Source organism: Roseovarius mucosus DSM 17069 (assembly GCF_000768555.3).
Lineage (GTDB): Bacteria > Pseudomonadota > Alphaproteobacteria > Rhodobacterales > Rhodobacteraceae > Roseovarius > Roseovarius mucosus.
In genome coordinates this window covers 284,042-304,658 of record NZ_KN293991.1, presented here as the reverse complement: position 1 = coordinate 304,658, position 20,617 = coordinate 284,042, and the positions used below count along the sequence as shown (strand labels likewise).

The 20,617-nt window shown below is 61.8% G+C and carries 22 protein-coding genes; 2 read left to right on the top strand and 20 right to left on the bottom strand.

The annotated features are described in order from the left end of the window. Positions 1-75: 75 nt before the first annotated feature. The 7 genes from rplQ to rplO form a co-directional block, all read right to left on the bottom strand. On the bottom strand, positions 76-498 hold the full coding sequence (gene rplQ, locus ROSMUC_RS19245) for a 50S ribosomal protein L17 (RefSeq protein ID WP_037276381.1): 423 nt from the start codon (positions 496-498) through the stop codon (positions 76-78). Positions 499-596: 98 nt separating this feature from the next. After that, complete coding sequence (locus tag ROSMUC_RS19240; protein ID WP_037276874.1) at positions 597-1,613, bottom strand: DNA-directed RNA polymerase subunit alpha; 1,017 nt, start codon at positions 1,611-1,613, stop codon at positions 597-599. Positions 1,614-1,727: 114 nt separating this feature from the next. Then, a complete protein-coding gene (gene rpsK, locus ROSMUC_RS19235) occupies positions 1,728-2,117 on the bottom strand; it encodes a 30S ribosomal protein S11 (RefSeq protein WP_009816463.1) in 390 nt (129 codons plus the stop codon). A 15-nt stretch (positions 2,118-2,132) separates the two neighbouring features. Then, positions 2,133-2,501, bottom strand: coding sequence for a 30S ribosomal protein S13 (rpsM, locus tag ROSMUC_RS19230; RefSeq protein WP_037276380.1), 369 nt, complete (start codon positions 2,499-2,501; stop codon positions 2,133-2,135). 211 nt (positions 2,502-2,712) lie between these two features. Next, on the bottom strand, positions 2,713-3,357 hold the full coding sequence (locus tag ROSMUC_RS19225) for an adenylate kinase (protein WP_037276379.1): 645 nt from the start codon (positions 3,355-3,357) through the stop codon (positions 2,713-2,715). After that, positions 3,354-4,718, bottom strand: a complete 1,365-nt coding sequence (secY, locus tag ROSMUC_RS19220) for a preprotein translocase subunit SecY (RefSeq protein ID WP_037276377.1) — start codon at positions 4,716-4,718, stop codon at positions 3,354-3,356. Before secY ends, ROSMUC_RS19225 begins: the two co-directional genes overlap by 4 nt. Positions 4,719-4,829: 111 nt before the next feature. Then, positions 4,830-5,303: a 50S ribosomal protein L15 gene (gene rplO / locus ROSMUC_RS19215; protein WP_037276376.1), complete on the bottom strand. Its 474-nt coding sequence runs from the start codon at positions 5,301-5,303 to the stop codon at positions 4,830-4,832. A 554-nt stretch (positions 5,304-5,857) separates the two neighbouring features. On the opposite strand from rplO, the gene ROSMUC_RS19210 reads away from it, so the two are divergent. Together ROSMUC_RS19210 and ROSMUC_RS19205 are read left to right on the top strand one after the other, a co-directional pair. Beyond that, a complete protein-coding gene (locus ROSMUC_RS19210) occupies positions 5,858-6,436 on the top strand; it encodes a class I SAM-dependent methyltransferase (RefSeq protein WP_146005708.1) in 579 nt (192 codons plus the stop codon). Positions 6,437-6,547: 111 nt separating this feature from the next. Further along, positions 6,548-7,270 (top strand): vWA domain-containing protein, encoded by a 723-nt coding sequence (locus tag ROSMUC_RS19205; RefSeq protein WP_037276873.1) that lies wholly within the window; start codon positions 6,548-6,550, stop codon positions 7,268-7,270. A 4-nt stretch (positions 7,271-7,274) separates the two neighbouring features. Here ROSMUC_RS19205 and folD read toward each other — a convergent pair whose 3' ends face one another. The 13 genes from folD to ybgC form a co-directional block, all read right to left on the bottom strand. Further along, the gene (folD, locus tag ROSMUC_RS19200) at positions 7,275-8,165 is read right to left on the bottom strand and encodes a bifunctional methylenetetrahydrofolate dehydrogenase/methenyltetrahydrofolate cyclohydrolase FolD (RefSeq protein ID WP_037276371.1); all 891 of its coding nucleotides are present in this window, start codon (positions 8,163-8,165) and stop codon (positions 7,275-7,277) included. Between the two features lie 90 nt (positions 8,166-8,255). Then, positions 8,256-9,932 carry a formate--tetrahydrofolate ligase gene (locus tag ROSMUC_RS19195; RefSeq protein WP_037276370.1) on the bottom strand — a complete coding sequence of 559 codons (1,677 nt, stop codon included), beginning with the start codon at positions 9,930-9,932 and terminating at the stop codon, positions 8,256-8,258. 149 nt (positions 9,933-10,081) lie between these two features. Further along, the gene (locus ROSMUC_RS19190) at positions 10,082-10,687 is read right to left on the bottom strand and encodes an MOSC domain-containing protein (RefSeq protein WP_037276368.1); all 606 of its coding nucleotides are present in this window, start codon (positions 10,685-10,687) and stop codon (positions 10,082-10,084) included. Positions 10,688-10,750: 63 nt separating this feature from the next. After that, on the bottom strand, positions 10,751-11,467 hold the full coding sequence (locus ROSMUC_RS19185) for a methyltransferase domain-containing protein (RefSeq protein ID WP_245875261.1): 717 nt from the start codon (positions 11,465-11,467) through the stop codon (positions 10,751-10,753). A 62-nt stretch (positions 11,468-11,529) separates the two neighbouring features. Next, positions 11,530-13,446 carry an ATP-dependent zinc metalloprotease FtsH gene (gene ftsH / locus ROSMUC_RS19180; RefSeq protein ID WP_037276366.1) on the bottom strand — a complete coding sequence of 639 codons (1,917 nt, stop codon included), beginning with the start codon at positions 13,444-13,446 and terminating at the stop codon, positions 11,530-11,532. A 79-nt stretch (positions 13,447-13,525) separates the two neighbouring features. Further along, entirely contained in the window at positions 13,526-14,782 is a 1,257-nt protein-coding gene (gene tilS / locus ROSMUC_RS19175; RefSeq protein WP_102106034.1) for a tRNA lysidine(34) synthetase TilS, read from the bottom strand. Continuing rightward, the gene (gene ybgF, locus ROSMUC_RS19170; RefSeq protein ID WP_037276365.1) at positions 14,779-15,621 is read right to left on the bottom strand and encodes a tol-pal system protein YbgF; all 843 of its coding nucleotides are present in this window, start codon (positions 15,619-15,621) and stop codon (positions 14,779-14,781) included. The genes tilS and ybgF overlap by 4 nt, the downstream gene beginning before the upstream one ends. Positions 15,622-15,642: 21 nt before the next feature. Further along, positions 15,643-16,155 carry a peptidoglycan-associated lipoprotein Pal gene (gene pal / locus ROSMUC_RS19165; RefSeq protein ID WP_037276364.1) on the bottom strand — a complete coding sequence of 171 codons (513 nt, stop codon included), beginning with the start codon at positions 16,153-16,155 and terminating at the stop codon, positions 15,643-15,645. Between the two features lie 74 nt (positions 16,156-16,229). Beyond that, positions 16,230-17,555 (bottom strand): Tol-Pal system beta propeller repeat protein TolB, encoded by a 1,326-nt coding sequence (gene tolB / locus ROSMUC_RS19160; RefSeq protein WP_037276362.1) that lies wholly within the window; start codon positions 17,553-17,555, stop codon positions 16,230-16,232. Next, positions 17,552-18,691 carry a hypothetical protein gene (locus tag ROSMUC_RS19155; RefSeq protein WP_037276360.1) on the bottom strand — a complete coding sequence of 380 codons (1,140 nt, stop codon included), beginning with the start codon at positions 18,689-18,691 and terminating at the stop codon, positions 17,552-17,554. Before ROSMUC_RS19155 ends, tolB begins: the two co-directional genes overlap by 4 nt. An 11-nt stretch (positions 18,692-18,702) precedes the next feature. Continuing rightward, entirely contained in the window at positions 18,703-19,176 is a 474-nt protein-coding gene (gene tolR / locus ROSMUC_RS19150) for a protein TolR (RefSeq protein WP_037276359.1), read from the bottom strand. 3 nt (positions 19,177-19,179) lie between these two features. Further along, positions 19,180-19,875 (bottom strand): protein TolQ, encoded by a 696-nt coding sequence (tolQ, locus tag ROSMUC_RS19145; RefSeq protein ID WP_037276358.1) that lies wholly within the window; start codon positions 19,873-19,875, stop codon positions 19,180-19,182. Between the two features lie 150 nt (positions 19,876-20,025). Then, a complete protein-coding gene (gene ybgC / locus ROSMUC_RS19140) occupies positions 20,026-20,430 on the bottom strand; it encodes a tol-pal system-associated acyl-CoA thioesterase (protein ID WP_037276356.1) in 405 nt (134 codons plus the stop codon). Positions 20,431-20,617: the final 187 nt, after the last annotated feature.

The following is a 20,617-nucleotide window of genomic DNA, read 5'->3' as shown; positions in this document are numbered from 1 at the left end:
CCTGAGGCCCGACATGCAAAACCCCCGCCGGTTAAGGCGGGGGCGCGATTGCAACCATTTCAAATGGTGGTGCTCTTATTCGTCGTCAGACACTTCGAATGTCGCGATGCGAGCCTTGTCGGCGGCACCCTTGGCATCGACATCGCGATCCACGAATTCGATGATCGCCATCGGTGCCATGTCACCATAGCGGAACCCGGCCTTGAGCACGCGGACGTAACCGCCCTGACGCTCTTTGTAACGCGGTCCGAGAATATCGAACAGCTTGGCCACATAGGCATCTTGCTTGAGCTGGCTTGCAGCCTGACGGCGTGCGTGCAGGTCGCCGCGCTTGCCGAGCGTGATCAGCTTTTCGATGATCGGGCGCAGTTCTTTGGCCTTGGGCAGGGTGGTCTTGATCTGCTCATGTTCGATGAGCGAGCCGGCCATGTTCGCCCACAGCGCCTTGCGGTGCTCATGGGTACGGTTCAGGCGGCGGTATCCTCTGGCGTGACGCATTTTCTAACTCCTTAGCGTTTATGCTTTGTCCGGGGGGCTGATGCGTGTCAGCCCCCTCTCCTTGGGGCGGGATTGCCCGTCGTTTCAGTGTAGCCTTGTCAAAAAGCGTCTTCGAACTTCTTGGCGAGGTCTTCGATATTGTCTGGCGGCCAATCCTCGACATCCATGCCAAGGTGCAGACCCATGCCCGAGAGCACTTCCTTGATCTCGTTGAGCGACTTGCGACCAAAGTTCGGGGTGCGCAGCATCTCTGCCTCGGTCTTCTGGATCAGATCGCCGATGTAAACGATGTTGTCGTTCTTGAGGCAGTTCGCCGAGCGGACCGACAATTCCAACTCGTCCACTTTCTTGAGCAGGAGCGGGTTGAACTCGAGACCGTCGTCATCGTCTTGACGGCTGGCCGATTCGGGCTCATCGAAGTTCACGAAGATCGACAGTTGATCCTGAAGAATACGCGCGGCATAGGCCACGGCATCATCCGGGGTAATCGAACCGTCTGTTTCGATCTTCATCGTCAGTTTATCGTAATCGAGAACCTGACCTTCGCGAGTCGGCTGAACCTCATAGCTGACGCGCGAGATCGGCGAATAGATCGCGTCGATCGGAATGAGGCCGATGGGCGCATCTTCGGGTTTGTTTTTGTCGGCCGAGACATAGCCCTTGCCCTGGTTCACGGTCAGTTCCATGAACAGGTCGGCGCCCTCGTCGAGGTGGCAGATCACATGATCCTTGTTGAGGATCTCGATGCCTGCGCTGTCAGAGATGTCACCGGCAGTGACAACGCCCGGACCCTTGGCATTGATCGACAGGCGCTTGGGCCCTTCGACTTCCATGCGAATGGCAACGCCCTTGAGGTTGAGTACGATGTCGGTCACGTCTTCGCGCACACCGGCCACCGAGGAGAATTCATGCAGCACGTTGTCGATCTGAACGGCGGTGATCGCCGCCCCTTGCAAGGACGACAGCAGCACACGGCGCAGCGCGTTGCCAAGCGTGAGACCAAAGCCGCGCTCGAGCGGCTCGGCGATCAGAACCGCTTGACGCAGCGGGTCATTGCCGGGTTTCACTTCAAGCTGTGTCGGCTTGATCAGTTCAGCCCAATTCTTGTGGATCATGCGTCCCTCCATTCTTGCTCTGTTCCCATGTCCAAAGGTTCAGAGCGCCCGAGGATGTAAAATGACGAAAGCGGGACCGCGCCAAAGCGCGGCCCCACCAAGAGATGTAGCGGATCAGACCCGGCGGCGTTTCGGCGGGCGGCAGCCATTATGCGCCATCGGAGTCACATCACGGATCGAGGTGATGTTGAAGCCGACAGCCGCCAGAGCGCGCAGCGCCGATTCACGGCCCGAACCCGGCCCCTGAACCTCGACGTCGAGCGAGCGCATACCATGTTCCTGCGCCTTTTTGCCTGCATCTTCGGCAGCCATCTGAGCAGCATAGGGCGTGGATTTGCGCGAGCCTTTGAAGCCCATGGTCCCGGCAGAGGACCATGCGATTGCATTGCCCTGCACGTCCGAGATCAGGATCTTGGTGTTGTTGAAGGAGGAGTTCACATGAGCAACGCCAGTGGCGATGTTCTTGGAAACCTTTTTCTTGGTGCGTTTGGTATCGCGTGCCATCTTGAATGCCCTCCCTTATTTCTTCTTGCCGGCAATGGCTTTTGCCGGGCCCTTGCGGGTGCGGGCGTTGGTGTGGGTCCGCTGACCACGCACCGGCAGATTGCGACGGTGACGCAGGCCACGGTAGCAGCCCAGATCCATCAAGCGCTTGATATTCATCTGGGTGTCACGGCGCAGGTCGCCTTCGACGGTGTAATTCGCGTCGATATGCTCGCGCAGGGCCAGGGCCTCGGCGTCCGACAGATCGTTCACGCGGCGCGACACGTCGATGTTGAGCGCTTCGCAAATGGATTTGGCCGAAGCATGGCCGATTCCGGTGATATAGGTGAGGGCGATGGGAACCCGCTTGTTGGTCGGGATATTGACGCCGGCGATACGTGCCAAGTGTAGCTTCCTTTTTCGTTGCGGTTCCGTAGCACCAGAACCTTTTTTCACAACGTAAGCCCGAAGCGATCACGCACCGGGCCGCGGCTGATTTCAGATGGGCGATTCGAGATACGGGGGCGACCCGGAAATAGAATCAATCTCGTGTTCGAGATAGGGCTGGTTAGGGGGAAAAGACCGGGGCGTCAAGGCCCGGGACCCAGATGAACGGCTATTTGTCAAGCGCTTCGGCTATGGCCGCCTGCACCGCGTCAATTTCCGCAAGACCATCGACCGAGGTCAATTGCCCATGGGCATAGTAATAGCCGATCAGCGGCGAGGTTTTCTTGTAATACTCCATAAGGCGATTGCGCAGCGCGTCTTCGTTGTCGTCCGTCCGGCGCTTGACATCGGTCGATCCGCATTTGGCGCATTTGCCATCGGCGGGCCAGGGTTTGGTAATGTCGTTATAAACTTCGCCGCAGCCGCCGCAGGTGGAGCGGGCAGTGATCCGCTCGACAAGCGCCTCGTCGTCGACACGCAATTCGATCACGGCATCGAGGGTCTCGCCCGTCTCTTCCAACAGGTCGGCAAGCGCATCGGCCTGCGCCAGAGTGCGCGGAAAGCCGTCAAAGATGAACCCGCCCTTTTGCGCGCCCTGCAACTGCTCGCGGATAAGGCCGATCACGATCTCATCGGTCACAAGATCGCCGCGCGCCATCACATCCGCCACAATGCGCCCCATCTCAGAGCCGCTGTCCTTGGCGGCGCGCAGCATGTCACCGGTTGAGAGCTGGATCATGTCCCGGCTCGCGACCAAGTGATGTGCCTGCGTGCCTTTGCCCGCGCCCGGTGGTCCGAGAAGAATGATATTCATCGACGCGCCGGAGCCTTTCTGCGGCTGCGTTTCTTGCCCTTGCCGCTGAGTTGGGATTTCTCGATCAATCCTTCGTATTGGTGGGCCAGAAGGTGCGACTGGACCTGCTGGATGGTATCCATGGTCACGGACACGACGATCAGAACCGATGTACCGCCAAAGTAGAAGGGAATGGCGAACTGGTTGCGCAGGATCTCGGGCAGAAGGCAGACCGCCGCCAGATAGGCAGAGCCGATGACCAGCACGCGGGCGACCACGTAGTCGAGATATTCTGCCGTCCGCTTGCCAGGACGGATGCCGGGAATGAAACCGTTCTGGTTCTTGAGGTTATCGGCCACGTCATCGGTCTTGAACGCCACGTTGAACGTGTAGAAATAGGCGAAGAACACGATCATGATCGTGAAGAACAGCAGATAGAGCGGCTGGCCGGGGCCAAAATAGGCCATCACGGTCGAGAGGACCGGATTGGTCGTATTGCCCGAGAATGTGGTGATCGTAGCGGGCAACAGCAGCAGAGAAGAGGCAAAGATCGCCGGGATCACGCCCGCCGGGTTGACCTTGACCGGCAGATGCGACGACCCGCCATCATAGATCTTCATGCCCACCTGACGACGGGGATACTGGATATGGATCTTGCGCAGCGAGCGCTCCATGAACACCACAAAGGCGATCACGGCCACGACCATCAGCATCACCCCAACGATCACTGCCGGGCTGATCGCGCCCGAGCGGCCAGAGGCAAAGAACTGTGCCAGAGCAGCCGGCACCTCGGCGATGATGCCGACAAAGATGATCAGCGAAATACCATTGCCCACGCCGCGCGCGGTGATCTGTTCCCCCAGCCACATCAGGAACATGGTGCCGCCGATGAGGGTGATCATGCACGAAACAATAAAGAACATGCCCGGATTCGAGGCCATATCGCCCGATTGCAACGAAACCGCGAGACCGTAGGATTGCAGCGTCGCAAGACCAACTGTTCCGTAGCGCGTATATTGGTTGATCTTCTTGCGGCCCTGCTCACCTTCTTTTTTAAGCTGTTCAAGCGCGGGCACCAAAGCCGTCATCAACTGCACAATGATCGAGGCCGAGATATAGGGCATGATGCCAAGAGCAAAGATGCCCATCCGCCCGAGCGCACCGCCGGTGAACATGCTGAGCATACCACCGATCGAGGCCTGCGCGCCTTCCATGAATTCGCGCAGCGCCGCCCCATCAATGCCCGGCACCGGGATAAAGGTGCCCAGCCGGTAGACGATCAGCAGGCCGAGCGTGAAAAGGATGCGTTTGCGCAGTTCGGTGGCTTTGCCCAGCGCGGACCAGCTGGTGTTGGCCGCCATTTGCTCTGCTGCAGATACCATTCGCGGGTCTCTTTCATGTGACAACGCCGCCTTGGGCTGTTTTCCAGCTCAGGCGGCGTCAAAGGAAAACTTGGGCCATATGTAAGCGGCACGGATGCCGCTCACAACCTCTTATTCGGCCGACTGCGCGGTTGTGACCGAGAGAGAGCCACCGGCCTTTTCGACCGCTTCGATCGCAGCGCGCGAGGCACCTGTGACCTGAATATCAAGCTTGGCGCTGACGTCGCCCTTGGCCAGAACGCGGATACCGTCCAGCTTGCGGCGCACGAGGCCCGATGCAACCAGCGCATCTTCGGTGATCGGCGCAGAGGCGTCGATCTTGCCGGCTTCGACGAATTTCTGGATGAGGCCCAGGTTGATGACAGCAAAGGATTTGCGGTTCGGCTTGTTGAAGCCGCGCTTGGGCAGACGCTGATAGAGCGGCATCTGGCCACCCTCGTAGCCCCCGATCGAAACACCCGACCGGGATTTCTGACCTTTGATACCCCGGCCACCGGTTTTACCCATGCCGGAACCCGGACCGCGGCCAATGCGCTTTTTGCGCTTGGTGGCGCCGGGATTGTCGTGAAGTTCATGCAGTTTCATGTCGCTATCTCCTTGCCGGATGCGACCCCCAGCGACGGGAGCGGCCGAACGCGGCGTGTTGGTTGAGTCGGACCCCAAGACGGGGCCACCGGGGGCGTATAGACGGTGCAGAGGTCCTTGACAAGAGTGGTGCCTTTGGCGCCAGGAGGCGATGCGCTCACGGGGAATTTTCGGACCAGCCCGGACTTTGCGCTACCCGGTGCCTCCGCATTGTGCCAACGTGGGTACGGCTTCGGTCTCGGACATAGGCCGCTGCCGATTGGTGTCAGGTCATACTTGGATGGGTTGGAATGTGGAAGTTCGGCAAGCAGCGATCTGATGGCGCAGCGCAGGCAAAGAATGACAAACCGCTGAGCCAGTCGGCGACCGCACGGATGCTTGATCAGCGAAAAAACAGGCTCCTCGAATTTGTCGCGGGCTGTGTCACCTCGTCAGAGCTAGGAGTCGAAATAGGGCCGTTTGATCGCCCGCTATTGACCAGACCGGACTGGAATGTGCGTTATGCCGATGTCAGCTCTACAAGCGAGCTGAGACGCCTTGCCGAAAACAGCCCTTTGAGACACGCAGATCGGGTAGTCGAGGTCGATTATGTGCTCAAGGGTATCTCCCTGCCGCAAGCGATTTCGGGCGCGGGTGTGCGCTATATCTTCGGTTCGCATGTTTACGAGCATATAGCCGATCTGCTTGGTTTCTTGCGTCAGCTTGCAGCCGAGATGGGGCCAGGTGGTGCCATCATCGGGGCGTTTCCCGATCGTCGCTATACCTATGACATTGATCGACCCAGAACCACCCTAGGCCAGTTCATCGACCGCGACGCGCGGAGTATCACCCAACCGGACCCACAAACCGTCTTTGACCATTTTTATCATTTCAGGCCGGTCAAAGCGGGACAAGTCTGGCAGCACGGGGTCAATCACGGCGTCGCGCGTCAGTTCTCACTCGCCCATGCCCGCAAGATGATGGACACCGCCCGCAGCAGCTATGTCGATGTGCATTGCAACATTCTGACGGATCAAGAATTCGTAGACTTGACCGAAACCTTCCCGGATCTTGGCATAAACCTGCGCCTTCAAAAGATGGTCGAGACTGTGCGACCGATGAACGAATTTCACTTCTGCCTCAAGGTCGTGTGACCGATCCGCAGGCGGCAGGACATGAGGCGGACCGGTCGCATTGCCTGTTCTCTGGACATATGCTGTGACCGCGATACGCTTGGGGTTCGATCCTGTGACCGGAGGCCCATGATGCGCGCGATTGCCCTCTGCCTTGCCCTGACCGCCTTGCCCGGTCCCTCACCGCAAGCGGCCATGGGCTGTGCTACCGATGCGATGTTGGTGTTTGACGGGTCGGGCTCCATGGCCGAGGTCGGCCATGATCCGACCGCGGCCACCCGTATCAGCGAGGCGCGCGCCGCGCTGCGACAGGTGATGCCCGAAATTGCACCCTTTCGGCGGGTCGGCCTCTTGACCTATGGGGCGGGGGGAACGCATCCCTGTTCAGGGATCACGCGACATTTTGATCCCATTCCTGATGCTGCAGAGGCGGTGGTAGAGCGCATCGAGGCGCTGATTCCCGGCGGCCTGACGCCGATTGCCGCCTCTGTCGCGGTGGCGGCGGAGGTGCTGGGCTATCGCACCCAACCAGGGATCGTGGTGCTGGTCACAGATGGGAATGAAACCTGCGGCGGCACGCCGTGTGCGCTTGGAGCGTCACTGGCAAAGGAAGCGCGCAGTTTAACCGTGCATGTCATCGGGTTCCGCGTGGTGCATGACCCGTTTTCGTGGAACAGCCCCGAGGCGCAGGTCTATGACGGGCAGACGGTGGCAAAATGTCTGGCGGATGCGACGGGGGGTCTCTTCGTCTCGACCGAAACGGTCGACGAATTGGCGGCAGCCCTGCGCGAAACGCTGGGCTGTCCGCTGATCGGAAATCTGGGCGTGATCGCCCCGCCACCTGGGCGGGGCTGAGGACTCAGGCGGTCAGACCCTCTGGCTCTGCCAGCCCATTGGCGCGGCAGCAAGCGGTCAGGGTATTGGCCAGAAGACAGGCAATCGTCATCGGACCGACACCACCCGGAACCGGCGTGATCGCCCCCGCAACCGCGGCGGCAGAGGCGTAATCGACATCGCCGACCAACACGGTCTTGCCATCCCGCTCGATCCGGTTGATGCCCACGTCGATCACCGTGGCCCCCGGCTTGATCCAGTCACCCGGCACCATTTCGGGGCGCCCCACGGCAGCCACGACGATATCAGCGCGGCGGCAGACATCGGCCAGATCCTTGGTCCGGCTATGCGCGATGGTGACGGTGCAGCTGTCACCCAAGAGCAATTGCGCCATCGGCTTGCCCACGATGTTGGAACGGCCCAGCACCACGGCATCCATCCCCGCAAGCGAGCCGTGATGATCGCGCAGCATCATCAGACAGCCTAGCGGCGTGCAGGGCACCATGGATTTCTGGCCGGTGCCCAAGAGACCCACGTTGGAAATGTGAAATCCATCGACATCCTTGGCCGGATCAATCGCATTGATCACCAGATCGGAATCAAGATGTTTCGGCAGCGGTAACTGCACAAGAATGCCGTGAACCGTGGCATCCTTGTTAAGCCGGTCGATCAGCGCCAGAAGATCGGCCTCGGATGTGTCGGCATCGAGTTTATGCTCATACGAATTCATGCCAACTTCGACGGTCTGCTTGCCCTTGGAGCGAACATAGACCTGACTGGCCGGGTCCTCGCCCACGAGCACCACCGCAAGGCCCGGCGTGATGCCGTTTTCCTCTTTGAGGCGCGTCACATGCGCGGCCACCTTGGCGCGCACCTCTGCGGCAAAGGCCTTGCCGTCGATCACTTTAGCCGTCATTCCCAGCCCTTTCATCGTGCTTTCAATCGTTATGCGCCATGCGCAAGGCCGCCCGGAGCGCGATACCCCGGGCGGCCTATCTGGTTTAGCTTAGAACAGGCCTTCGATCTGACCGTCGTCGTTAAGACGGATCGTCTCGGCGGCGGGTTTGCTGGGCAGGCCCGGCATGGTCATGATTTCGCCGCAGACCACCACGACAAAGCCAGCACCGGCCGACAGGCGCACTTCGCGGACGGGCACGGAGTGGCCGGTGGGCGCACCGCGACGGTTCGGGTCGGTGGTAAAGCTATACTGCGTCTTGGCCATGCAGACCGGCAGATTGCCATAACCCTGCGCTTCCCATTCCTTGAGCTGGCTGCGGATCTTCTGATCGGCCAGAACCTCGTCGGCGCGGTAGATGCGCTTGGCGATGGTTTCGATCTTCTGGAAGAGCGGCATGTCATCGGGGTAGAGAGGCGCGAAATTGGCATTTCCGGCCTCGGCCACTTCGACCACCTTGCGTGCCAGCGGCTCAGAGCCTTCCGAGCCCAGTTCCCAATGGCGCGACAGCACCGCCTCGGCGCCATGGTTGGCGACAAAGGACTTGACCGCCTCGATCTCGGCCTCGGTATCGGTGACGAAATGGTTGATCGCCACGACCACCGGCACGCCAAAGGATTTGACGTTCTCGATGTGACGCCCGAGGTTGGGGCAACCCGCCTTGACCGCATCGACATTTTCGGCACCCAGGTCCGCCTTGGCCACGCCGCCATTCATCTTCATCGCACGCACAGTGGCCACGATGACCACACAGTCGGGCGCAAGACCAGCCTTGCGGCATTTGATGTTCATGAACTTCTCGGCGCCGAGGTCCGCACCAAAGCCCGCTTCGGTCACTACGTAGTCGCTGATCTTGAGCGCGGTGGTGGTGGCGATGACCGAGTTGCAGCCATGCGCGATATTGGCGAACGGGCCGCCATGGACGAAGGCGGGGTTGTTTTCCAGCGTCTGCACGAGGTTCGGCTGCATCGCGTCTTTGAGAAGCACGGTCATCGCGCCTTCGGCCTTGATGTCGCGGCAGAACACAGGGCTGCGGTCGCGGCGATAGGCAACGATCATCGAGCCAAGACGCTCTTCAAGATCCTTGAGGTTCTTGGAAAGGCAGAGGATCGCCATGACTTCGGAGGCGACAGTGATGTCAAAGCCATCTTCGCGGGCGAAACCGTTGGACACGCCGCCCAGCGACGAGGTGATCTGGCGCAGCGAGCGGTCGTTCATGTCGACCACGCGACGCCACACGACGCGGCGGGTGTCGATGTTCTGCTCGTTGCCCCAATAGATGTGGTTGTCGATCATGGCGCTCAGCAGGCTGTGCGCGCTGGTGATGGCGTGGAAGTCGCCGGTGAAGTGCAGGTTCATGTCCTCCATCGGGACAACCTGCGCATAGCCACCACCAGCAGCGCCACCCTTCATCCCGAAGTTCGGCCCAAGGCTGGCCTCGCGGATGCAGACGGTAGCCTTCTTGCCGATGCGGTTCAGACCGTCGCCCAGGCCAACTGTGGTCGTGGTCTTGCCCTCGCCCGCCGGGGTCGGGTTGATCGCGGTCACGAGGATCAGCTTGCCATTCTTGTTGCCCTGAACCGAGTCGATGAACTTCTGGCTGACCTTGGCCTTATCATGGCCGTAGGGCAAAAGATCTTCGTTCGAAATGCCCCGCTTGGCACCGATCTCCTGAATCGGTCGCTTCTTGGCCTCCCGCGCAATCTCGATGTCGCTCTTGTAACCCATAGTCGTTTCCTTCCCTCGTCTGTTGGGCTTGATCTGACCTCGGTGATAGCCAATTCTCGGCATCCCACAGCATGCGAATCCGACACATGGACCTGTGGTTGCGGCGGATCACCACAGGCAGCACCGGATCGAAACGCGAAAATGGGGGATCAGAGCAACGTGCCGCGGGCGCGCAAGAGTTCGGACCAGACCGGCTGATCGGGAATGTGCAGGCGCAGCATCTGACCGAGGGCGAGCCGCCCCTCCCGCTCGACCCAGGCCGTGATGCCCCGCCGCCCGAGCGCCGCGCGTTTGAACTTCGCACCGAAACCGGGGGCGTGACCCTCGATCACCTTGGCCGGCAGGTGGCAAGGGCGGTTTTCCATATCCACCACCAGCGTCACCCCATCCGGCCCTTGCAAGCGCGAGGACGGAGGCAGGTGGCTGAGGTCAGGAATTCCCTCGATCACAATTGACGCACCAAGCCAAGCGGGATCAAGGCGCGCGATTCCCATAGCGTTGGCAATGGCAGTTATATCCTCGACAGAGAGCAGCGAGAACTGCCGCACATTGCGGATTTCCGTACCTCGGGGATGTTGAGACAAGACCCGACTACAGGAGGGACGGGTGAGGCCTGCATGTTCTTCTCCCGCGACACCGGCAAAGGTCACATCCACCGCGTCGAGTGATTCGGCCTCCAGCGTCACGTCGCGTTGCGCGACGCGGCCCAGCCACGTGATTCGACCGTAATAGTCGGTTGGCATCAATGCAGGCATTGGTTCGCGCCCCGTTTCTTTTTGGTAAAAATACTCGCCCCGCAGGGTCGCTCAAATTCCGGTTCAGACAGTGAGGGTAAAGAACAGGCGGCGGAACGGGAATAGCACAGTACCATCGGCACGCACCGGATAGGCGCTGTGCATCACCTCTTCATAGCGGCGGATGAGGTCTGCCTTTTCGTTCGGGTCGAGCGCGGCCAGCACCGGGCGGGCATATGTGCTTTCAGTGTAGCGGCGCACCGGGTGACTTCCGGGTTCGGCAGTCAGGCGTTGGTAATAGTCGGTTTCCCAGAGACGAAATTGGCCCAGAGGGGCCAAAAGCTCCTCATACTTGATGGGGGACATGACGCCAGGGGTGCCCATTTTCTCGATCCGTCCGGCAAACAGCTCCTCGGCCAGAGAGAGCCAGACACGGTGCGAGGGGGCCTTGTTCTGATGCGGCATCTGAACAGCCAGCGTGCCGCCCTTACCCAGCATGCGCACGAGCTTGGGCATCAACGCCTCGTGATTGCCGACCCAATGCAGCGCGGCGTTGGAATAGATCAGGCCGGGCGCGCGACGCGGCAGCCACTCTGCGATGTCGGCTTGTTGAAGCGCGTCATAGCCAGTGCCTTGCGCCTTTTCTAGCATGGCCGGGCTGGCATCGACGCCAACCAAGGCCCTGTTGCCCGCACGGGCGCGCAAGGCCTCGGCCATCACGCCATTGCCGCACCCCAGATCGACCACGTCGCCCGCACCCATTTGCCCAACCGCATTCAGAAGGTCGAGCGCGGGCCGCAAGCGTTGATCCCGGAACCTTGCATAGGCTCCGGGATTCCAGTCCTGTTTCGCGGCGTTCGGGCTCACGTTGAGGGCTCGGGCTCCAGCCCGCCATCGCCGGGCGTGGATTTGGGCTTGGTTTTCGGGATCGCGGTGACAGAGGGCTTGGTGGCCTCGGCGTTGCCATCGTCATCGTCACTCGACATCGGCGGCTCGCCGCGCATGACGCGCTTGATTTCGTCGCCGGTCAGGGTCTCGTATTCCAAGAGGCCCTGCGCCAGACGTTCCCAATCTTCCTGTCGATCAGTCAGGATCTTCTTGGCGCGAATATAGGCCTCGTCGATCAGGCGTTTAACCTCTTCCTCGATCAGCTCCTTGGTATGCGCGGAAATCGAAAAGCCCCCGGCGCCATTGCCCATGTAGCCTTCGTGCGCCTGCTCATAGTCGATATTGCCGACCTTGTCGGACATGCCCCAGCGCATCACCATGGCGCGCGCCAGGCCGCTGGCCTGCTGAATATCGCCAGCAGGGCCGTTCGACACGTTATCCTCGCCATATTTTAGGATTTCGGCGGCCTTGCCCGCCATGGTCATCGCTAGCTTTTCCTCGCATTCAGAGCGGTGCCAGTTGAGGCGGTCGATCTCGGGCAGGCTGACGACCATACCCAGCGCGCCACCGCGCGGGATGATCGTGGCCTTGTAGACGGGATCGCATTTCGGCAGGGCCAGACCCACGACCGCATGGCCCGCCTCGTGATAGGCGGTCTTTTCCTTTTGATCGTCGGTCAGGACCATCGAGCGGCGCTCGGCCCCCATCATCACCTTGTCCTTGGCATTCTCGAAATCGACCATTGTGACAAAGCGACGGCCGACGCGCGCCGCCATCAGCGCCGCCTCGTTGACGAGATTGGCAAGGTCCGCGCCTGAGAAACCGGGCGTGCCACGCGCAATCAGGCGCAGGTCCACATCGGGACCAAGCGGCGTCTTGCGCGCATGGACGTTGAGAATTTTCTCGCGGCCCTTGATGTCGGGGTTGGGCACCGTCACCTGACGGTCGAACCGGCCGGGGCGCAGAAGCGCGGGGTCAAGCACATCCTTGCGGTTGGTCGCCGCGATGATGATCACGCCTTCATTGGCCTCGAACCCGTCCATTTCCACAAGCAACTGGTTCAGCGTTTGCTCGCGTTCGTCATTGCCACCGCCATAGCCTGCGCCACGATGCCGGCCCACAGCGTCAATCTCGTCGATGAACACGATACAGGGCGCATTTTTCTTGGCCTGCTCGAACATATCGCGCACTCGGCTGGCGCCGACACCCACGAACATTTCCACAAAGTCGGAGCCGGAGATGGTAAAGAACGGCACGCCCGCCTCGCCTGCGATGGCGCGTGCCAGCAGCGTCTTACCCGTGCCCGGAGGACCGACAAGCAACGCGCCCTTGGGGATCTTGCCTCCAAGACGCGAGAATTTCTGAGGATTGCGAAGGAACTCGACGATTTCCTCAAGCTCTTCCTTGGCCTCGTCGATGCCTGCCACGTCATCAAAGGTGACGCGCCCATGCTTTTCCGTCAGCATCTTTGCCTTGGACTTACCAAAGCCCATCGCACCGCCTTTGCCGCCGCCCTGCATGCGGTTCATGAAATAGATCCACACACCAATCAGCAGCAGGAAAGGCAGAAGCGACACGATGAAGGTCTGGAACCCCGACTGCTGCTGGCTTTCGGCCTTGACCGGGATGCCCGCGTCGATCAGGCGCTGCGTGATCTCGGCATCCTCGGGCTTGATCGTGGCGTAGTCCTGACCATCCGACCCGCGATAGCGCACGGTTTCGCCATCAAGCGTGACCTGGCTCACGCCGCCGCTGTCCACTGCCGCCACAAACTCGGAATACGGCACTGCGCGGCTCTGGAGGGTGTTGCCCGACCCACTGAACAGGTTGAACAGCGCGAGGATCAACAGGAACAGCACCAGCCAGAAGGCAATATTTCTTGCGTTACCCAAGGGTTCTCTCCCAAAATTCGTATCCCCGTGCGTCTAGCACAGGGCGTCTTGATCATAAATAGAGATCACGGCCCTATCTTCAATGACATAATAAAGGCATGAGCAGATTGTCCCGATCCGGGCTAAGGCGCAGCGACCAACCATTCGGCCAGCCCATCAGCGGTGCCGCAATCAGGGTTTCGCCCTGCCAGAGGCCGGGAACGGCAAGAGCTGTGGCATGTGGCTGGCCGCTGAGCCGCCAATCGGGACAGGCCCGCAAACCATCGGGGCCGAGGGCCGCGATCTCGACATCGGGAGTGGTGGGGCCGGTCGCCCGCCAGCGATTGTCCCAAAGGGCGGTTGCGGGCGTGCGCAGCGCTCGGACCGCGGCATATTCCCGCGTAAGGCGCAGTTGCCCCGCCTTGGCAGGCAAAAGGCGACACCCATGCAAGGTCATGGTGCCCCCCGCGCGGGCCGCGTGGACAAGCGACTGAAGAGCCGCACCGCGCGGTGGATAATCGCCACCCGCCAGCCAGTGCAGAGCGGCCTGCATCAGACGGCGGGCGATTTCTTCGGGCAGGGCGGCAAAGCCGATCTGGTCGATCAGAATATCCCCGGCCTGCCCGCGCAAAAGACTGCGCGCGGCTGTTTTCACGGAGAAATCCAGCGCGGTGCGAACCTCTGACAGGGTGCGCGCGACATCGGCCAGCGTCGCGGCATCGAGGTCTAGAGGGGCGAGCGCCGCGAGAACCTGCCGCGCACGCGGCCGCAGATAGGTGGTGTCGTCGTTGGTGGGGTCGTCAACCCACGGCTGCCCAAGGGCGCGCAGATGCTCCCGCAGGCGCGCGCGCGTCACATCCAAGAGCGGACGGTGAAACGTCACGCCCGCTTGGGTCCAGCGCGGGCGCATCGCCGCAAGACCGTCCACACCCGCGCCGCGCGCCAGGCGCATCAGAAAGGTCTCGGCAAGGTCGTCTTGCGTGTGGCCGATGGCGATGTCCTGCAATCCATGGGCCTGCGCCCAGTCCACAAGGAGCGCGTAGCGCGCGCGCCGCGCCTGATCGGGCAGGTTCCCGGTGCCGTCCCAGCCCTGCCAGTTTAGCGTATCATGCGGGATATTGAGGCGGGCACAGATTTCCCCAACATCTGCCGCCTCTCGCGCGGAACTTGGGCGCAACCCGTGATCGACGGTGACGGCGGCCAGGCTGGGGCCGCCCGCATGTTGCCAGCCGTGCAGAAGATGCAGGAGCGCCAGCGAATCGCTGCCACCGGACACCGCCACGCCCAGCCGCAGCGGAGCATGCCCCGCGAAATGGGCCGCGAGGCTGCTTTGCGACGGCGCGATAGACGGGGTCACGAACAGCCCAGGCGGCCCATCTCGGATTGCGCGGAAGAGACCGCCGCCGCCGTCGGATAGCGCGCCGCGACCTGTCCCAATGTCACGCAGGCCTCTTCGGTCTGGCCCAGACGGCCCAGCGCACGACCCAGACGGAACAGCGCCTCGGGGGCCTCTGCGCCGTCCGGCGCGGCGCTGAAACTGTCGAGATAGGCGCGCGCCGCCTCGCTCTGCTGACCGGCGGCTTCAAGTGCCTCACCGCGCAAGAGACCGGCGCGACCTGACAACGGACTGCCCGGATAGGTCGACAGGAATGTCGCGAAACCCGCCGCCGCTTCGGTATGATTGCCGGCCTGCAACGCCGCCTCGGCCCGGTCGAAATCGTCACGCTCGCCGATGGCAAGCTGCGGGCTGTCGCCGGTGCCTGCCTGCGGAATGGAGGGAAGCGGTGCGGCCCCGCCACCTGCCGTCACCGGATCGACGCCACCCAAGGTGCTCCCCGGTTCCAGCGTAGCGATGTCACAGGTCGGTTCCAGTTCGCAGAGGCGGAACTCCAGATCGCCCACGCGGTTGGTGCCATCTGACACCACCCGGTCGATCCGGAATTCCAGTTCTTCGGTCTTGGACGTGAGGCGCTGCACCTCGCTTTCGATCGCGTTCACGCGGTCCACCAGAGAACCGCCGCCGCTGAGTTGCCCCGCGGAGCCAGTGGTGCTGAGTTCGCGCTTGAGATGCTGCAAGGTGACGAACAGCACCGACAGTTCCTGACGGATGTCGGCCAGCGTCTGATCCGTCTGCGCCACCGCATGATGCGGCGCGACCAAAAGACCAGCGGCCAGAATGAACGCGAAACGGCGCATGGTGCGGCCCCCTTTCCTAGGTTAGCTGCCCAGCCCGGCGGCCAGCACGGTCACGGCGCGCCGGTTCTTTGCATAGCACGCCTCGTTGCTGCAAATCTCGATCGGGCGTTCCTTGCCGTAGCTGACCACACGCAGGCGGTTGGGCGAAACACCGCGACCGATCAGATATTCCTGCACCGCGTTGGCGCGGCGGGCGCCGAGGGCAAGGTTGTATTCGCGGGTGCCCTGTTCGTCGGCATGGCCTTCGATCACGGCGGTAAAATCGCGATTGGTCATCAGCCAATTGGCCTGACCGTCAAGCGTGACCTGGGCCTCCGAGCCGAGCGTGGATTGATCCACGGCAAAAAGCACGCGGTCGCCCACGGTCTGCTGGAAATAGGCCGGCGAACTCGGATCCTGCGCGGACCCGGCAAGGCCAGCGCCCGCGCCATTGTTGAGATCGACGGCATTGCCATCATCAAATCGGTTGGGATTGGTGCAGGCGGCCAAAGCCAGCCCCGCACAGAGGATCAGTGTCTTGCTCAGATAGGTCATTTTAGCCCCGTTCGTGTCTGCCTTGGCCTGTCATATCACAGCCCGCATCCCAAGGAAACGCGGGCCTTGTGGGTTCAATTCTGAAGCGGCGACCACGAAGGATCGCTTGCGCCTGTGCTGGTGGGCACCTGCTTGAGGTTCCGGCCCGTGATGTCCACCGAATAGAGGCTGGCCTGCCCCTGCTCGCCCTGCGTTTCGCGGGTGAACATGATGACGCGGCCATTGGGGGCCCATGTCGGGCCTTCGTCGAGGAATGAGGCGGTCAAGAGACGCTCTTCGCTGCCATCGGTCCGCATGACGCCGATGTGAAAGCGGCCCTTGGATTGCTTGGTAAAGGCCACGAGATCGCCACGCGGTGACCAGACCGGCGTGCCATAGCGCCCCTCACCAAAGCTGATGCGCCGGGCCTCACCGTCGCCTGCAGCCATGATGTAGAGTTGTGGCGTGCCGGAGCGGTCGCTCTCGAACACGATCTGGCTGCCATCCGGGCTATAGCTGGGCGCGGTTTCAATCGACGGGGCGGTTGTGAGCCGGGAACTGGCCCCGGTGCCAATGTCCATGGTGTAGAGATCGGTATTGCCACCTTGGGTGAGCGAGTAGACCACCGTGCGTCCGTTGGGCGAAAAGCGTGGCGCAAAGCTCATGGTGGCATCTTGCGTGGGCAATTCACGACGCCCGACACTGGCCACGTCGAGCACGTAGATACGAGGAAAGCCAGTTTCATAGCTGGTGTAGAGCACCCGGTCGCCAGTGGGCGAAAAGCGAGGTGCCAGCACGATGCTGGTGCTGTCGGTCAGATACTGCACATTCGCCCCGTCGTAATCCATTATCCCCAGTCGCTTGGCGCGCTGATCCTTGGGCCCGCTCTCCGCAACAAAAACAACCCGGCTGTCGAAATAGCCGCCCTCGCCTGTGATGCGGCTATAGACCTGATCGGCGACCTTGTGGGCGATGCGCCGCCAGCCGTCCTGCGTGCCGACAAGCTGCTGGCCTGCGCCCAATTCCTGACCGGAAAACACGTCATAGATGCGGAATTTGGCAACGATGCGCCCAGCCCCATCGGTGCTGACCGCGCCGGTAATCAGCGCCTGTGCATTGATCGCGCGCCAGTCGGCATATTGTACCGGGCTATCAAAGCTTGTGATCCGGCTGATATGGGCGGAGTTGGGAATTTGGCGGAAAAGCCCGGTGCCGGTAAGGTCGGCCGCGATAACGCTGGCAATGTTGCGGCCGAGTTCCTGGCCTGCCGCACTGTCAGAGACGAAATCAGGTACGGCAAAGGGCATCGGTTCAATCACCCCTTCGGTGATCTCGATCCGAAGCGGGCCATTGCCCTGCGCCAGCGCGGGCATGGCCCATAGCGTGAGGGCCGCAAGGAGGGTCATCATAAAGCGCATCATTTGATCCTCATACTCTCCGGATTGAATGTCATTTCGATGTCACGCCACTGGTCATATTTTTCCGGCGGCAAGTTGAACCCATTGGCTCCGCAGCGGATGATCGCCCGGCGGGCTGCCTCGAACGCCTGACGCGCCGCAGCATCGCCACCGCCCGAAAAGCTGTCCATGCGGATCGAACCATTATCCGGCTTGCCATCCTCACCCATGCGGACGGAAACCACAACCGTGGTGCCCAGCGCCTCGGTGCTGAGCGAACCCACATTCCAGCATTGCTGCACCGCGACACGCAGCGCATCTTTCTCACCAGAGGTGAGCGGTGGACCGCTGGGGGCGGTGTTGGTGTTCTGGCTGGTGCCAAGGGCGGCAGCGAGCGCGTCATTGACGGCGCTCTGATCGGTGGCGGGGGCCGCGGGTTTCGGGGTTTCGGTCGTGGCCGGTTTCGGGGTCTCGGCGGGCTTTGGCGTCTCGGCCTGTGCGACGGGCCGCGAGGGGCGGGGCTTGGGGCGCAGCGAGGAAGTGGGCGCGGTGTCCTTGGATTCCTCTGCTTCGGTCACGATCTCGGTTGCGGCCTCTTCCTGTGCCGTCGCCTCGGCGGGCTCTTGCGGCACCTCGGCCCCCTCATCGGGCGCGACTTCGGGCTGGGCCACCTCGTCGATACGCACGTCAGGCTCAGGCGGGGCCACGGCCTCGGGGGCGACGCGGGGCGCGGGGCGCGGCTTGGGCCGGGGAGAGACCTCGGGCACCACAACAGCCACATCCTCTTGCGGAGGCTCAAGCACGGGTGCCGTATCCGTCACCTCAGCGGGCGCGGGCGGGGTAATCTCGGTGACATCCGGCGCAGAATCAGGCGGGGCGGTCTCTTGCGCCGGAGGCGGCGTGCTCTCGGGCGGGGTATCGGGGGTTGAAGCGAGCGGCGGCGCCGCATCACCCGGTGCGGGCGGCTCCGGCGTATCGACATTGGCAACGGCCTCGGGCGCGCTCTGACGTGCGAGGAGCGCCGCGAATTCCTCGGTGGAAATGGTCGTGGCCTCCACCACCTCGAAAGGCGGCGGATCAGAGCGGAACACGCCCCCAAAGAGGGCCCAACTGATCAATGCCAGATGGCCCGCGCCAGATATGATCTGTCCGGTGTTCACCAGATGCGCCCCTAGCCACCCTGCCCGTCAAGCGCCGGACCGCCGGCATCCGTCACAAGCCCGATATTGGCAAAGCCGCCGTTGTTCAGCGCACCCATGACCTGCATCACGTCCTGATACGGCACGGCTCCATCGGCGCGCAGGAACACGCGGGTGCTGTCGCGCTCTGTCGCAATGGCGCGCAGGCGGGCGACCAGCTCTTCACGCGGCACCTCGGATGTCTGGATCATCACGATACCCTCGGCCGTAACAGTGACGGTCAGCGGCTCTTCATCCTCGCCCGGTAGGGAATTGGCGGCAGTCTTGGGCAGTTCCACGGGCACGCCCACCACCATCAGGGGGGCGGCCACCATGAAGATGATCAAAAGCACCAGCATCACGTCCACGAAGGGCGTGACGTTGATTTCGGCCATCGGGCGCGAGCGTCCGCGCCCGCGCCTGCGACGCCCCTGATCGCCTGACTTCTGAACGACACCCGCGCCCATGGTCTAGCTATCCAACTGGCGGCTAAGAATCGTGGCGAACTCGTCGGCAAACGCCTCGTATCCCGCAACGATGCGGTCGGCATCAGCGCTGAGCTTGTTGTAGAAGATCACCGCCGGAATAGCCGCGATCAGGCCAAGACCCGTGGCCAAAAGCGCCTCGGCAATACCGGGAGCGACGACAGCGAGATTGGTGTTCTGTTGTTCAGCGATCTCGATGAACGCATGCATGATGCCCCAAACCGTGCCGAACAGACCGATAAACGGCGCGGTCGAACCAACGGTTGCAAGCACCTGAAGCCCGCTCTGGAGCCCTTCGGCTTCCTTGGCGATGGCCACATCCATACTGCGATCAATCCGCGCCGTTGCCCCGGCGATGAGATTGCCGTCGTTGCGGTGACTGCGCCGCCATTCCATCATGCCAGCGGCGAATATTCGCTCCGATTGCCCGGCAGGATCTGGGCCGATTTCATCGAAGAGACCATCGAGCGGCTCGCCCGACCAGAAGCGACGATCAAAGATTTCGGCCTCGAGCCGCGCCTTGCGATAGATGATGATTTTCTGAATGATGATCGACCAGGCCCAGAACGAGGCCACGATCAACATGAACATCACCAGTTTGACGATAAGGGTGGCGCGCGCAAAAAGCGCCCACATGGAGAAATCTATCTCCTGTGCCAATGCCAGGGTATCTGCTTCCATTTGCCTGCTCTTTGTATCTCTGACCGTTTTTCGGCCTTATTGCGGTCGAAACTACCCTATTTGAAAGGGGAAAGCCAATACCATCCACAGGCTCACGCGGGTTTGACGCGATATTCGCGTATAGATCAGGCGGATAATTGCCGGAGCGCCTCAGCTCTGCACTGCGCGCAACCCCAAAGGCAGCTTGGCGGGGCGGCCCGACCGCGAGAGACAAGCAATGGTCACTTGTGCCGAAAAGATCATATCGGGGCCACGCAGGACCCTTTGCTCCATCACCAGACGCGCGCCCGTGACGGCAACGGTCCGTGTTTCGACCGTGAGCACATCGTCAAGCCGGGCTGGGGCAAGGTAATCCGCCTCGACCCGCCGCACGGCAAAGACGAGACCCTCGGTGTTGCGCATGGCGTTCTGGTCAATGCCCATATCGCGCACCCAGGCGCTGCGGGCGCGCTCGATATACTTGAGATAATTAGCGTGATAGACGATCCCGCCCATATCGGTATCCTCGTAATAGACGGTTACGGGAAAGAGGTGCGCGGGCGCGGGCGTGGTCACGGGCTGATCCTGTTAACTGTGCATTTGCAGCAAAGCATCCCGCGCGCCTGCGTTCAAGGGTCGCGGTTTCACGAGGTGGAAAATCGTCAAATGCCGGGTTGTGGCGCGGCGATGCCGCCGTATATTACGCTGGATCAACTGAAACGGCACAAAAAATGCACCCGCGACGTGGTGCCAAGGCCGAGGC

Coding starts and splice junctions, on each gene's coding strand:
- rplQ (WP_037276381.1), bottom strand. CDS start 498: ATGCGTCACGCCAGAGGATACCGCCGCCTGAACCGTACCCATGAGCAC.
- ROSMUC_RS19240 (WP_037276874.1), bottom strand. CDS start 1,613: ATGATCCACAAGAATTGGGCTGAACTGATCAAGCCGACACAGCTTGAA.
- rpsK (WP_009816463.1), bottom strand. CDS start 2,117: ATGGCACGCGATACCAAACGCACCAAGAAAAAGGTTTCCAAGAACATC.
- ROSMUC_RS19225 (WP_037276379.1), bottom strand. CDS start 3,357: ATGAATATCATTCTTCTCGGACCACCGGGCGCGGGCAAAGGCACGCAG.
- secY (WP_037276377.1), bottom strand. CDS start 4,718: ATGGTATCTGCAGCAGAGCAAATGGCGGCCAACACCAGCTGGTCCGCG.
- rplO (WP_037276376.1), bottom strand. CDS start 5,303: ATGAAACTGCATGAACTTCACGACAATCCCGGCGCCACCAAGCGCAAA.
- ROSMUC_RS19205 (WP_037276873.1), top strand. CDS start 6,548: ATGCGCGCGATTGCCCTCTGCCTTGCCCTGACCGCCTTGCCCGGTCCC.
- folD (WP_037276371.1), bottom strand. CDS start 8,165: ATGACGGCTAAAGTGATCGACGGCAAGGCCTTTGCCGCAGAGGTGCGC.
- ROSMUC_RS19195 (WP_037276370.1), bottom strand. CDS start 9,932: ATGGGTTACAAGAGCGACATCGAGATTGCGCGGGAGGCCAAGAAGCGA.
- ROSMUC_RS19190 (WP_037276368.1), bottom strand. CDS start 10,687: ATGCCTGCATTGATGCCAACCGACTATTACGGTCGAATCACGTGGCTG.
- ybgF (WP_037276365.1), bottom strand. CDS start 15,621: ATGCGCCGTTTCGCGTTCATTCTGGCCGCTGGTCTTTTGGTCGCGCCG.
- pal (WP_037276364.1), bottom strand. CDS start 16,155: ATGACCTATCTGAGCAAGACACTGATCCTCTGTGCGGGGCTGGCTTTG.
- tolB (WP_037276362.1), bottom strand. CDS start 17,555: ATGATGCGCTTTATGATGACCCTCCTTGCGGCCCTCACGCTATGGGCC.
- tolR (WP_037276359.1), bottom strand. CDS start 19,176: ATGGGCGCGGGTGTCGTTCAGAAGTCAGGCGATCAGGGGCGTCGCAGG.
- tolQ (WP_037276358.1), bottom strand. CDS start 19,875: ATGGAAGCAGATACCCTGGCATTGGCACAGGAGATAGATTTCTCCATG.